This window comes from Catellatospora sp. NPDC049111 (assembly GCF_040648615.1).
Taxonomy (GTDB): domain Bacteria; phylum Actinomycetota; class Actinomycetes; order Mycobacteriales; family Micromonosporaceae; genus Catellatospora; species Catellatospora aurea.
The window spans coordinates 15329-28541 of sequence record NZ_JBEZEB010000046.1 but is presented as its reverse complement, the minus strand read 5'-3'; the positions used below and the strand labels follow the sequence as shown (position 1 = coordinate 28541).

9 protein-coding genes are annotated in these 13213 nt (G+C 71.3%); 4 read left to right on the top strand and 5 right to left on the bottom strand.

Going from position 1 to position 13213, the window contains the following annotated elements:
- Together AB0B66_RS36855 and AB0B66_RS36850 are read right to left on the bottom strand one after the other, a co-directional pair.
- Positions 1–1026: an iron ABC transporter permease gene (locus AB0B66_RS36855; RefSeq protein ID WP_360538982.1), complete on the bottom strand. Its 1026-nt coding sequence runs from the start codon at positions 1024–1026 to the stop codon at positions 1–3.
- Positions 1027–1036: 10 nt separating this feature from the next.
- Positions 1037–2041 (bottom strand): ABC transporter substrate-binding protein, encoded by a 1005-nt coding sequence (locus tag AB0B66_RS36850; RefSeq protein WP_360538979.1) that lies wholly within the window; start codon positions 2039–2041, stop codon positions 1037–1039.
- Between the two features lie 390 nt (positions 2042–2431).
- Here AB0B66_RS36850 and AB0B66_RS36845 point away from each other — a divergent pair, with 390 nt between their 5' ends.
- On the top strand, positions 2432–5173 hold the full coding sequence (locus AB0B66_RS36845) for an AAA family ATPase (RefSeq protein WP_360538976.1): 2742 nt from the start codon (positions 2432–2434) through the stop codon (positions 5171–5173).
- Positions 5174–5376: 203 nt separating this feature from the next.
- Here AB0B66_RS36845 and AB0B66_RS36840 read toward each other — a convergent pair whose 3' ends face one another.
- Together AB0B66_RS36840 and AB0B66_RS36835 are read right to left on the bottom strand one after the other, a co-directional pair.
- On the bottom strand, positions 5377–6183 hold the full coding sequence (locus AB0B66_RS36840) for a GNAT family N-acetyltransferase (RefSeq protein ID WP_360538973.1): 807 nt from the start codon (positions 6181–6183) through the stop codon (positions 5377–5379).
- Between the two features lie 96 nt (positions 6184–6279).
- A complete protein-coding gene (locus tag AB0B66_RS36835) occupies positions 6280–7167 on the bottom strand; it encodes an aminoglycoside phosphotransferase family protein (RefSeq protein WP_360539107.1) in 888 nt (295 codons plus the stop codon).
- Between the two features lie 138 nt (positions 7168–7305).
- Here AB0B66_RS36835 and AB0B66_RS36830 point away from each other — a divergent pair, with 138 nt between their 5' ends.
- Positions 7306–7833, top strand: coding sequence for a GNAT family N-acetyltransferase (locus tag AB0B66_RS36830; RefSeq protein WP_360538970.1), 528 nt, complete (start codon positions 7306–7308; stop codon positions 7831–7833).
- A 137-nt stretch (positions 7834–7970) separates the two neighbouring features.
- Positions 7971–9524: a glycosyl hydrolase 53 family protein gene (locus AB0B66_RS36825; RefSeq protein WP_360538967.1), complete on the top strand. Its 1554-nt coding sequence runs from the start codon at positions 7971–7973 to the stop codon at positions 9522–9524.
- Positions 9525–9632: 108 nt separating this feature from the next.
- Here AB0B66_RS36825 and AB0B66_RS36820 read toward each other — a convergent pair whose 3' ends face one another.
- Entirely contained in the window at positions 9633–11618 is a 1986-nt protein-coding gene (locus tag AB0B66_RS36820; RefSeq protein ID WP_360538964.1) for a beta-galactosidase, read from the bottom strand.
- 296 nt (positions 11619–11914) lie between these two features.
- On the opposite strand from AB0B66_RS36820, the gene AB0B66_RS36815 reads away from it, so the two are divergent.
- Positions 11915–13210 carry a sugar ABC transporter substrate-binding protein gene (locus tag AB0B66_RS36815; RefSeq protein ID WP_360538961.1) on the top strand — a complete coding sequence of 432 codons (1296 nt, stop codon included), beginning with the start codon at positions 11915–11917 and terminating at the stop codon, positions 13208–13210.
- Positions 13211–13213 lie beyond the last annotated feature (3 nt).

The following is a 13213-nucleotide window of genomic DNA, read 5'->3' as shown; positions in this document are numbered from 1 at the left end:
TCAGGCCTCCGACAACCTGCCGTAGCGGACGATGCCGACGAACACCGGCGCGCCCAGGACCCCTAGCACGACGCCGACCTGCAGCTCCCCGGGCGCGGCGACGACCCGGCCGACGACGTCGGCGAGCAGCAGCACGATCGGGGCGAGCAGCATCGAGTACGGCAGGATCCAGCGGTAGTCGGGGCCGCAGATGAACCGGGCCAGGTGCGGCACGATCAGCCCGACGAACACGATGGGGCCGCAGGCGGCGGTCGCGGCTCCGGCGAGCACGGCGACGACGGCGAACGCGGCGGCGCGGGTGAGCCCGACGCGCTGGCCGAGGCCGCGGGCGGTGTCCTCGCCGAGGGCGAGGCCGTTGAGCGCCCTGCCGCAGGCCAGCGATGCGATCAGCCCGACGACCAGGAACGGGGCGACCCCGGACAGGATCGGGGCGTATCGGCCGGCGAGCGAGCCGACCTGCCAGAACCGCAGCTCGTTGAGGGCGTCCACATTGGTCATGACGATGCCCGTGGTGAGCGAGCCCATGCCCGCGGTGACGGCGGCTCCGGCCAGGGCGAGCTTGACCGGGGTCGCGCCCTCCCGACCGAGCGACGCGATGGCGTAGACCAGCAGGACCGCCAGGATCGCCCCGGCGAACGCGAACCAGATGTAGAGGTTCACGCCGCGTACGCCGAGCACGGTGATCGCCAGCACGACGAACGCGGCGGCGCCGGAGTTGACGCCCATGATGCCGGTGTCGGCCAGCGGATTGCGGGTGACGCCCTGCAGGACCGTCCCGGCGACGCCGAGGGCCGCGCCGACTCCGACGCCGAGCAGCGTGCGCGGCACCCGCATCTCGACGGTGACGGTGTGCTCGATGGAGCTGCCGTCGAGCCCGGCCAGCGCGCGCAGCACGTCGGTCAGGCCGATGTCGCGGGAGCCGAGGGTGATGCTGAGGAAGGCGACCAGGGCGAGGATCACGCCGAGCAGGGCGAGCCCGGGCCCGAGGGCCAGGGCTCGCCGAGCACGTACTGTCGAGGTGCTCATGTGCGGAGGGTCAGCTGCCGATGTTCTCGTCGGCGGCCTTGATCGCCGTGGTGAGCTTGTCCAGCTCGGTGGCGAAGTGGCCGAAGGTGTGCAGCCAGTACGCGGGCCAGGAGACGACCGCGTTCGCCTTGGCGGCCTTGATGGCGAACCAGGTCGGCTGCTTCTTGCCCCACTCGGCGTTGGCGGTGTCGGTGTAGGAGCGGCCGTCCCACAGGATCAGGTCGGGCTGGTACTTGTCGGCGTTCTCCCAGCTCAGGTTCTCCCAGTACGGGAAGCCGGGGTCGGGCTTGTCGGGGTTGACGACCTTCAGGCCCCACTTCTGGAAGTCCAGCAGCTCCGGCGCGTACTCGGGGTTGGCGACGTAGACCTTGTCGTCGGCCGGGGACATCGCCAGCGCGGTGAGGTTGGGCTTGGCCGCGACGGCCGCCTTGAACGCGGTGACGGCGTCCTCGTACTTCTTCTTGGCGGCGGCGATCTCCGGGGCGTCCACCTTGGCGCCGAGGCTCTGCGCGAGGTCCTCGTAGCCCTCGGCGAGGTCGGCGATCGACTTGCCCTGCGCGACGCCGACGATCGGGGCCAGCTCCTTGAGCTTCTTGCTCTTCTCGTCGACGCCCTCCTCGAGGCCGCTGTGGGCCTTCTCGGCGGGCCACCAGTCGGCGACGATCAGGTCGGGGCGCAGCGCGGCGGCCTTCTCGACGTCGATCTTGCCCCACTCCTCGCCGAGGATCTCGATACCGGTGAGGTCGAGGCCCTTGAGGTTCGGGTCGGTCTTGACCGACTCGTCGGCGTAGATGCCGACCGGCTTGATGCCGAAGGACATCAGCGCGGCGGCCTCACCGGCGTGCGCGATGATCCGGCTCGGCGTCTTGTCGGCCTTGACCAGTTCGCCGTTGCCGTTGGTGAACTGCCACGGGCCGGCCGACGTCGGCGTCGTCGCGGGGGTATCGGTCGAGGCGCAGGCGGCGAGCGTCAGGCTCAGCGCCGCGGCGGCAACGATCGGGCGCCAGATGCGCATGGGGGAAGTCCGTTCTCGCTTAAGGAAGGGCAACCTAAAGTTAGGTAAGGCTAACCGTGCCAACCTCGACAGGGAAGGGTTTTGGTGACTCAGGTCACCCACCATCCGGTCACCCTGGGTGACGCCGTCCGATAACGACACCGGAATTCGCTACCGACAACGGGCACACCACGTGCCGGTATCCATGCTCCCGAATGGATTTGTCCCACCACGACCGCCGTGCGGCATCGCACCAGACTCGTGGACGTCCTCCTCCCCCGCAGCCCGAGCAGGGGGACGGGCCGCGATTCGGCGGCAGGCCGCAACCGCGGCGTTTGAGAGCGAGCACACAGGCCAGGACCCCCGAAAAGGGCCCCGGGCGTGTCCGGCCACGCCGGTAAGGTGTCGGCCGTGGGAAGTCAGCGAGGTGGGGTGAGCTCGACGATGGTCGGGCGTGACCGCGAGCTGCGGCAGTTGACGCAACTGGTGGCGGCACGCCGTCCGGCCGTCGTCTTCGTCGGCGGCGAGCCCGGCATCGGCAAGACGCGGCTGGTCCGCGAACTGCTGCCGACCCTTCCCGAGCAGGCCGTGGTGCTGGTCGGCCAGGCCGAACCCGACTCCCTGGCCCGCCCCTACGAGCTGCTGCTCGACGCGATCGACGGCGCCGACGGCGCGCAGGTCGACGCCGAGCGGCTGGCCGCGCTGACCGACCCGCGCCGCAGCCCCGTCGAGCGGCTGCACAGCGGCCTGTCACTGGTCGCCGACCTGGTCGGCGACGACCCCTCGGTGATCGTGTTCGAGGATCTGCACTGGGCCGACTCCGAGAGCGCCGCGCTGTTCGAGCGCCTGGCCGACACCGACGGCCCGCGCCTGCTCATCGGCACGTACCGGCCGGACGAGGTCAGCAGCAGGCACCCGCTCGCCTCGCTGCTGGAGCGGATGGAGCGCCGCCACGCCGTGGCGCACCTGCGCCTGGAGCGGCTGACCGAAGCCGAGACCGCCGCGCTGCTGGCCACGGTCACCGGCCGCCCGGTGTCGTACCGCACTGCCGCCGCGCTCTACCACCGCACCGGCGGCAACCCGTTCTTCCTGGAGGAACTGCTCGGCTCCTGCCGGCCCGAAGACCTGGACTCCCTGGTCGAGCAGCCGCTGCCGTGGAGCCTCGCCGAGGTGCTGCGCCGCCAGGTGGCCAGCCTCGACGCCGACGCCCAGCGCGTGGTCGAGGCCGCCGCGGTGCTCGGCCGGCGGGCCCCGTTCGACCTGCTCGCCACCGTCACCGGGGCCGGTGAGGACGAGCTGATCGGCATCCTGCGCGACCTGGTCGTGCGCGGGGTGCTGGTCGAGGCCGGCGAGGACGAGTTCAGTTTCCGGCACGCGCTGGTGCGTGAGGCGATCACCGGGCAGATGCTCGGCCGCCAGCGCCGCCGCCTGCACGAGAGCGCCCTGGAAGCGCTGCTCGACGGGGGCGACGCCGACCCGGCGCTCGTCGCCCACCACGCCCAGGCCGCCGGCCGGTACGCCGACATGGTGTCCGCCGCCCGCCGCGGCGCGGTGCTGTACCTGGCCATCGGGTCGGCGTACCAGGCGCTGCAGCTGGCCGAGATGGGCATGGCCGAGGACCCCGAGGACCTTACGCTGCTGTCGGCCGCGGCCCGCGCGGCGTGGCTGGCCGGACTGCTCGACGACGCCGCCGGATACGCCCAGCGCTGGCGCGACCTGTCCACCGGCCCCACCGACCGCGCGGACGCGCTCTACCTGCTCATCCGGCTCGCCTGGGAGGCCGACGACGAGCCGTGGATGGAGCGGGTCACCGCCGACATCGAACGGCTCATCGCCCAGCTGCCGCCCGGCGCGGACAAGGCCCGCGCGATGACCGCGGTGGCGCAGTCGGCGATGCTGCGCGACCACGACGACGCGGCCCTCGACTTCGCGGACCGGGCCCTGGCGCTGGCCGACGAGTTCGACCTGCCGCAGATCCGGCTGGCCGCGCTGGTCGAGAAGGGCACTGTGCTCACTGGAGACCCGAATCGGTCCGAGGAGGGCCGGACCATCCTGTCCGGGCTCGTCGACGAGGCCGAGAAGCTCGGCGAGTGGGTGCTCGCGGCGCGGGCACTGAACCGGCTGGTCAACATGCCGCAGACGTCCTCGCTGACCCAGCAGGCCGAACTGCTGGAACGGATGCGCGGCGACGCCGAGCGCGCCGGTTTCGAGTCGCTCGCCGTCGCCGCGTACTTCCAGGGCCTGGCCCGCCTCGCCATGCGCGAAGGCGACCTGCAGGCCGCGATCGGCGCGCTCGACGAGGGTCGCTCCCGCGACCGCGGCTATCTGCACTCGGGCCGCCGCGCCGACTTCCACGCCGTGTTCCTCGCCGGGCTGTGCCTGGAATCGGGCAACCTCGACCGGGTTCAGCGCCTGATCAGCGACCTGTCCGTCATCGAGAAGGTCGACCCGATGGTGCTCGACAGCCTCGGGTTCCACCTGGCCTGCCGCCGCGGCGACCTCGACGCCGCCGACGCGCTGCTCGACCGGGTCCTCGACGACCTGCGCCGGCAGGCGTGGCGCAGCGGCGAACAGGCCCACGACCTGCTGTCGGCGGCCCTGCACGCCGGGCTGCCGCTGCCCCGCCTGCGCCAGCTCGCCGACGAGCTGCTCGACGGGCAGGTCTGGGACCACTGGCGGGCGCTGGTCGAGGCGCAGCTCGCCGAGGTGTGCGGGCAGGACTCGGCGGCCCTGGACGGCTACCGCTCCGTCGCCGAGTCACCGCTGCTGGCCCTGGCCGTACGCGGCACCGCCCACCTGGGCGCGGCCCGCTGCCTGCTCGCGCTCGGCCGCGACGCCGAAGCGGCCGGCTGCGTCGAACGCGCCGGCGAGCTGCTGCGCCGCTGGACCGGCTGGCGGGTGGAGCAGCTCGGCCAGCTGCGCGCCCAGCTCGGCCTGGCCCCCGCCGACGGCCGCCAGACCGTCACCGGCGTGGCCGCGCTGACCACCCGCGAACGCGAGGTGGCCCTGCTGGTCGCCGACGGCCTCACCAACGCCGAGCTGGCCCGCAGGCTCTACATCTCCCCGAAGACCGCGGCCGTGCACGTCTCCAGCATCCTGCGCAAACTCGGCGTCACCTCCCGCACCGAGGTCACCACCGCCCTCACCCGCTGACCCCACCCCCGCTCGCCGCGCCCGCCGGCGCACGCGCGCCGCGCCGCGCCGCGCTCAAGATCGGCCGACTTGCCAGGCAGGTGGGCAAATGCGCGCTCAAGATACGCACGAGTGCCGGGCAAGTCGAACGATCTTGGACCCGGCGCGATGCGGTGCGATGCGGCGCGGCGCGCGTGCGCCGGTGGTCGGGTGGCACGGGTGGGTCAGCTGGGCACGCGGCAGAACAGGTGGGTCACCGCCAGCTCGCGGTAGCCGATCTTGGCGTAGAAGTGCCTCGGCCAGTCGTCGGCGCTCGCCTCCAGGAACACCAGGTCGCATCCGGCCTGCCGGGCACGCTCCAAACCGGTGGCGAGCACCGCCCCGGCCAGGCCACGACTGCGGTGAGCGGGCTGGGTGTGCACGTCCTCGATCTGGGCGACGCCCGCACCCGCGTCGATGTACAGGTCGGCGCGCGCGACGACCTTCCCGCCCCCGCGTACGCCGAGGAAGGCCACCCGCGGCGCGGCCTGCAGCCGGGTCACCCGGCGGTCGACCAGGTGATCGATGGCCTCGGCGCTGGCCTGCGGAAGCTCGGCCAGCCAGGACTCGCGGTCGGGTGCGCGCAGCTCGTCCAGCGCGATCTCGTCCACCGCGACGGTCGCGCGGGGCTCGGGGGTCCGGCCGTCGTGGCGCATCAGCACGTTGCGCTCGTGCACGTGGCCTGACTCGGTCAGGGCCGGGGCGAGCGCCTCGCCGAGCTGCTCGTCGTGCACGACGATGTAGCGGTGGGCGAGGCCTTCTTCGGCGAGCAGCCGCTCCGCCGTTTCCAGCACGGCCGGCACGTCGCCGCCGGTGACCACGAACTTGTTGTGGTCGTAGGAGTGCCGGTAGCGGTTGTTGAACACGCCGAAGCCGAACGGGGTGTCGACAACCCGCTCGGCCTGCCGACGCTGCGACGCGCGCTGGAAGTCGATCATCCGTACCGTGTCGCGCCGGTCCTGTTCACTGACCGGTGCCTGCTCGGGGTTCATCTCGCCGCTCCGTCCGTCGGTAGCCACGGTGACGATCCGCCGTGGCGGGCACCATGCTGCCTGTCATGACGGTGGGGCGCACCCGTGTTTCCGCCGTCACTCCGTGGCCAGGATGCGGGCCAGGGTACGCCGGCCCATCAGGCTCATCGCCGGGTTGGTGTCGACGTAGTACCAGGCCGCGCCGAGTGCCTGCTCGAAGGCCCAGGCCTTGCCGCGTTCCCAGGTCAGGTCGTCGCAGCCGAGTCCGGCCCGCAGCACCTCGCGCGGTCCGGCCTCGAGCAGGTGCCACGCGCTCACCAGGTCGAGCGCGGGATCGGCCGGGCCGAGTCCGCCGACGTCGAGCACCCCGGCCAGGCGACCATCGCAGACGAGCACGTTGCCGGGGATGAGGTCGCCGTGGTTCAGCACATCCGGGGCCTCGCGCGGCAGGTCGCGCAGCCGTGCCCAGATCCGCCGCAGTCGCGGCACGTCGAACAGCTGCTCGCTGCGGTCCAGGCAGGTCTGCACCCAGTCCTCGTGGCCGCGAAGGTCACCGCCGCGACCGCCGCCCGCGAACCGGCGGCCGCCGGTGCCGATGGCGCGCACCTCGGTGATGAACCGGACGAGGTCGCGCGCGAACGCCGCCGACTCGCCGGGGTCGTCCTCGGTGGCGATGACTCCGGGCACCCAGGTCTGCACCGCCCACGGCAGCGGGTATCCCGGTCCGGGCTCGCCGAACGCGACCGGCTCCGGGGTCGGGAACCCTGTCCGGGACGCCAGCATGCGACCCGCCTCGGCCTCGACCTCCAGCCTGCGGCGAGCCTCCGGGAGGTCAAGCGGCTGCAAGCGCAAACGGGCGGTGAGGCCGTCGCCGATCCGGAAGATCGCGTTGACCGTGCCCTGCGAACGCAGCTCGGTGACCGGGAGGTGCTGCCACTGGGGGAACTGGTCGGCGATCAGGGCGCGGACCGCGTCGGGTGTCACGGTGAGCTGGTCAGGATGCATCTGCACCGGGGCAGCATTCCCGAACCGGCGACGTGCGGCAACCGCATTCGCGCAGCCCGGGGCACGCGGCGACCCTGGCCCAGCCGGTGAGCCGCAAACCGATCGCCGGTTCGAGGCGGTCGCCGTAGGGTCGCGTCCGTGACCGAGGACATGTTCAGCACCGAGCGCCTGCGAGTGCGCCACTTCACGCCCGACGATCTCGACGACTTCGCCGCGCTCTGCGCCGACCCGGCGGTGATGCGGTACGTCGGCGACGGCGACACGCTCGACCGGGCGGGCGTCGCCTACTGGATCGAGGTCTGCCAGGGCAAGTACGCCGACCGCGGGTACGGCACGTCTGCGGTGTTCGAGCGCGCGTCGGGCGACTTCGTCGGCTACTGCGGCGTGGTCCGGGCCCCGGGCAACGACTTCGACGAGCTGATCTACGTCTTCCATCAGCGTTTCTGGGGCTGCGGTTACGCCACCGAGGCGGGCCGGGCGATGCTCGACCACGTATTCGCGATCTCGTCGCTGGACGAGATCGCCGCGACGATCGACCCCGGCAACCACGCCTCGATCAAAGTCGCCGGCAAGCTGGGCATGGTCGAGCAGCCGGGCCGGGTTGTCGAGGACGACGAGCCGACGGCGTTCTTCGCCATCACGCGGGAGCAGCACGCCGCCCGCTGATCCGCCGCAGGTGGCGGTGCCGGCTCTTGACAACACACCTTCGTCGATGTTTTCTGTGAACGTTCACAGTCGGCCGCCCGGTTCCGCTGTGGACGCTCCCGATGTGTCTGTGAGCGACTCACACATCAGGAGGAATCATGCACAGAGCAAAGGCACTGCTCACCGCGGCGGCCCTCGCCGCGGTGACGGCGCTGGCCGCGCCCGCGTCACCCGCCGCGGCGGCCTCGACGGTCACCAACCCCGGGTTCGAGTCCAACGGGGCGAGCCAGACCCCTACCGGCTGGTCGGAGTCGGGCACGGTCGCCGCGTCGAAGAGCGAGGCCGGTGGGCGCAGCGGCGGCTACCGCGGCACGCACTGGTCCGCGTCGGCGTACACCGTCGAGACGTATCAGACGCTGACCGGCCTGACCACCGGCTCGTACACGCTGAGCGCGTGGGTGCGCTCGGGCGGCGGGCAGTCGGCGGCGTACCTGGCGATGAAGAACTGCGGCGGCGCGCAGGCGCAGGCCGGCATCCCGACCAGTAGCAGCACCTGGGTGCAGGTGTCGGTGACGGCGAACGTCAGCTCGACGTCGTGCACGCTGAGCGTGTACTCGAACGCCGCCGCCAATCAGTGGATCAACGTGGACGACGTGACCTTCACCAAGAACGGTGCGGGCACGTCGCTGCAGGTCAAGGGCGGCGATCTGTCGTCGCTGAAGAAGAACGAGGACTTCGGCGCGCTGTATTACACCAGCTCCGGCACGCAGGGCGACGCGATCGCGATCCTGAAGAACGCGGGCATGAACTACGCCCGGCTCAAGGTCTGGGTGAACCCGGCCGACGGGTACAACAACAAGGCCCGGGTGCTGACCATGGCGCAGCGGATCAAGGCGCAGGGCCTGAAGCTGCTGGTCGACTTCCACTACTCCGACTCCTGGGCCGACCCGGGCAAGCAGGTGCCCCCGGCCGCGTGGTCGGGCTACTCGCTGTCGCAGCTGAACACCGCGGTCTACAACCACACCTACGACGTGCTCAACGCGCTCAAGGCGCAGGGCACCACGGCGGACATGGTGCAGGTCGGCAACGAGATCAACCCGGGCATGCTGCTGCCCACCGGCAGCACGTCCAACTGGGGCAACCTGTCGCAGCTGCTCAAGTCGGGCGTCAACGCGGTCAAGGCGGTCAACTCCTCGACGCTGGTGATGCTGCACCTGGCCGAGGGCGGCGACAACGCCACGTTCCGCTGGTGGTTCGACCAGGCCGTGGCGTACGGGGTGCCGTTCGACGTGATCGGGGCGTCGTACTACTGCTACTGGCACGGGCCGATGTCGGGCCTGCAGAACAACCTCAACGACATGGCGTCCCGGTACGGCAAGCCGGTGATCGTCGCTGAGACGGCGTACGGGTTCACCACCGCACAGGATGACGGCGAGTCCAACATCTTCACTTCGTCACTGGCGAACACCTGCGGCTACCCGGCTTCCGCGACCGGGCAGCGCGACGCGTTCCAGGCCGTGGTCAACATCGTCAAGAACGTGCCCAACGGCCGGGGTATGGGCGTCTTCTACTGGGAGCCGGCGTGGACCGCGCAGGCCGGCGCCGGCTGGGACCCGACGAACCCGTCGTCGGGCAACGGCTGGGAGAACCAGGCCCTGTTCGACTACAGCTCCCGGGCGCTGACCGCGATGTCGGTGTACGGCTCGATGTAGAAAGCGACGCCGCCGGGTGGGCACACACCCGGCGACGCCGCCGTTGACAGCCGACGCGACTGTTGCGAACATGTGAACGCTCACAGACACATCGGCCACATCCCGCCCTCACTTCGGGGCGATCACCCGCACGCCTCCTGCGGGGACGACGGCCTCTGCCGCGAAGACCGTGCCGTCGAGCACGTCTACTCCCGGCACGTCCGGCACGGTGACCGGCTCGTCGCCATGGTTGAGCAGGAACAGGAACCCGCCCCGGCGCACCGCCTCGACCGTGTCGGGCAGCCCGCGCGGGCGCGACACCCCGGCCGCGTCCAGGGCCTGCGACAGCAGCGGCCGCAGCCCGTCCACGCTGGTCGCGACGTACCAGGCGGTGCCGCGTCCCAGTTGGTGCCGGGTGACCGCGGGATGCCCGGCGTCAGGGCCGGTGGCGAACTCGGTGACGGTCACCGCCCCGGCCGGGCGGACCCGCTCCGACCAGACCCGGGCCGTGCCCCCGTCGGACAGCGCGACCGTCTGGTGCTCGCGCAGCGGGTGGAACTCCTCGACGGACAGTCCCAGCACGTCGCGCAGCACTCCCGGGTACGCCCCCGGGTGCACCGTGTCGTGCTCGTCGACGATCCCGGAGAAGTACGACACCAGCAGGTGCCCGCCCGACTCCACGAAGCACCGCAGGTTCTTCGCCGCGGCCTCCCCGAGCAGATAGGCACTGGGGGCGACGATCAGTTTGTACGCCGACAGGTCCGCCGCCGGATGCACGAAGTCGACGGTCGCGTGCTCGCGCCACAGCGCCGCGTAGTACGCCTCGACCCGCTCCCGGAAGCGCAGGTCCACGCTCGGCCGCCACTCCAGATCGAGGGCCCACCAGGACTCCCAGTCCCAGACCACGGCGACCTCGGCGGCCACCCGCGCACCGCGTACCTCCGAAAGGCCGGCCACCTCACCGCCCAGCGCGACCACCTCGCGCCACAGGTCCGAGTCGGTGCCGGCGTGCGGCAGCATCGCCGAGTGGAACTTCTCCGCCCCGGCCCGCGAGGCCCGCCACTGGAAGAACAGCACCGAGTCCGATCCCCGCGCCACGTGGGCGAGGCTGTTGCGGCGCATCTCCCCCGGCCGTTTGGCGATGTTGCGGGGCTGCCAGCTGACCGCGCCGGTCGAGTGCTCCATCAGCAGCCACGGCCGGCCGCCGCCCAGCGAGCGGCTCAGGTCGGCGGCCATGGCCAGGTCGATGTGGTTGTCGGGCTGCTCGGCGTTGAGGTAGTGGTCGTTGGAGACGACATCGACCTCCGGCGCCCAGCGCCACAGGTCCATCGACTTGCAGTTGGTGACCATGAAGTTGGTGGTGACCGGCAGGTCCGGGGTGGCCGCGCGGATCACGTCGCGCTGCGCGGTGAAGCAGGCCAGGTTCTCGGCGGAGCTGAACCGGGCGAAGTCGAGCCGCTGCGCCGGGTTGACCACGGTGTGGTTGGCGCGCGGGGCGTCGATCTCGTCCCAGTCGCCGTAGCGCTGGCTCCAGAACGCGGTGCCCCAGGCGGCGTTGAGCGCGTCGAGGTCGTGATAGGTCTCGCGCAGCCAGTCCCGGAACGCCTGGACGCTGGTCTCGCAGTAGCACTCGCCGAGCGGCGCGCCGTACTCGTTGTGCACGTGCCACATGACCACGCCCGGGTGGTCGCGGTAGTGCTCGGCGAGCCGGTGGGCCAGTTCCACGGTGGCGTGCCGGTACTCGGGCGAGCTGGGGCAGGCGGTCTCGCGGCTGCCGAAGCCGAAACGCACGCCGTCGCGGTTGACCGGCAGCGTGTGCGGGTACCTGCGGGCGAACCAGGCGGGCGGGGCGGCGCTGGGCGTGGCGAGGTCGACGCTGACCCCGCCCGCGTGCAGCCGGTCGATGATCTCGTCGAGCCAGCCGAAGTCGTAGCGGCCCTGTTCCGGTTCCAGCAGCGCCCACGCGAAGATGCCGAGGCTGACCAGGTTGACCCCGGCCTGCCGCATCAGCGCGACGTCGGCTTCCTGCACCTCGCGGGGCCACTGCTCCGGGTTGTAGTCGCCACCGAAGGCCAGCCCGCGCAACCGCGGCACCACATGTTCGCTCTCGGACACCACTTCCCCCTGACAACCACGGCACGTCTGTGAACGTGCACAGTAACGGACCCCCCGCCCCACGCAAAGACCCGGGCGATCATCGCCCGCCCGTCGCCCCTCCCCCGCCGCAACTCTTAAAGACTTGCGGCAAAGGCGGATCTCTGACGGGCCAAGTCTTTAAGAGTTGCGACAGGAGGGGGTGGGGCCGAGCGTGTAACGCCTCGGACACGGGGTCTTGACGGGCCGGATACGTGGCGCGCAGACTGTGCCGCACTGTGAACGTTCACAGAGAATTCGCCTTTGACGGAGGACCTATGCGTACGAAGCGGCTCAGGTTGGTGATGTCCGCAGTGCTGGTCGGCGCCCTGGCAGCGGGCTGTTCGAGCGGCGGGCAGGAGGAGACCCCGCAGGAGACCGGCCCGGTCGAGCTGACGTTCTGGACCTGGGCCCCCAACATGGACAAGATCGCGGCGGTGTGGAACGCGGCGCACCCCGACATCAAGGTCACCGTCAGCAAGCAGGCGGGCGGCGACGAGGCGGCGGCGAAGTTCCTGACCGCGGCCAAGGCCGGCACCGCACCCGACCTGGTGCAGGCCGAGTACCAGATGCTGCCGTCGTTCGTGGCCGCCGAGGCCGTCGCCGACATCAAGGGCGAGGTCGAGGCCGTGCGCGGCCAGTTCTCCGACGGCATCTGGAACCTGGTGACCCTGGGCACCGACGGCGTCTACGGCCTGCCGCAGGACAGCGGCCCGATGATGCTCTACTACCGCACCGACCTGTTCACCAAGTACGGCATCGCGGTCCCGAAGACCTGGGACGAGTACGCGGCCGCGGCCCGCACCGTGCACGCCAAGGACAAGACGGTCTACCTGGGCGGCTTCTCCAGCAAGGACCCGGGCTGGTTCGCCGGGCTCGCCCAGCAGGCCGGCGGCAAATGGTGGTCCATCACCGGCGAGGCCTGGAAGGTCGGCATCAACGACGACGCGACGAAGAAGGTCGCCGACTTCTGGGGCGGCCTGGCCTCCGACGGCGTCGTCGACACGCAGGCCCCGTGGACGCCGGAGTGGAACGCGGCGCTCAACGGCGGCAAGATCCTGAGCTGGGCGTCCGCGGTCTGGGCACCCGGTGTGCTGACCAGCAACGCCCCCGACGGCAAGGGCAAGTGGGCCATCGCACCGCTGCCGCAGTGGAGCGCCGGGGAGAACTACTCCGGCTTCTGGGGCGGCTCGTCGATCGCGATCGCCGAAGGCAGCAAGCACAAGAAGGCCGCCACGCAGTTCGCGTCCTGGCTGAACACCGACGCCAAGGCCCTCGACCTGCTCATCAAGGAGGCCGCCATCTACCCGGCGGCCAAGAGCGGCCAGTCCCTGATGACCACCGCGCCGGAGTACTTCGCCAACCAGGCCGACTTCTGGCAGCAGGCGACCGCCATCGCCGGCACCGCGCGGGGCTTCACCTTCGGCCCCAACGTGAACGTGGCGTACAGCGCGTACAAGGACGCCTTCGACAAGGCGCTGCAGAACAAGTCCTCCTTCACGGACGCGCTGGGCGCGATGCACGACGCGACCGTCGCCGACATGAAGAAGTCCGGCTTCACGCTGGCGAGCTGAGCG

What these genes read in the sequence shown, in the direction of transcription:
- AB0B66_RS36835 (WP_360539107.1), bottom strand. Translation starts at nt 7,167, where the DNA reads ATGCATCCTGACCAGCTCACCGTGACACCCGACGCGGTCCGCGCCCTG.
- AB0B66_RS36815 (WP_360538961.1), top strand. Translation starts at nt 11,915, where the DNA reads ATGCGTACGAAGCGGCTCAGGTTGGTGATGTCCGCAGTGCTGGTCGGC.
- AB0B66_RS36850 (WP_360538979.1), bottom strand. Translation starts at nt 2,041, where the DNA reads ATGCGCATCTGGCGCCCGATCGTTGCCGCCGCGGCGCTGAGCCTGACG.
- AB0B66_RS36840 (WP_360538973.1), bottom strand. Translation starts at nt 6,183, where the DNA reads ATGAACCCCGAGCAGGCACCGGTCAGTGAACAGGACCGGCGCGACACG.
- AB0B66_RS36855 (WP_360538982.1), bottom strand. Translation starts at nt 1,026, where the DNA reads ATGAGCACCTCGACAGTACGTGCTCGGCGAGCCCTGGCCCTCGGGCCC.
- AB0B66_RS36825 (WP_360538967.1), top strand. Translation starts at nt 7,971, where the DNA reads ATGCACAGAGCAAAGGCACTGCTCACCGCGGCGGCCCTCGCCGCGGTG.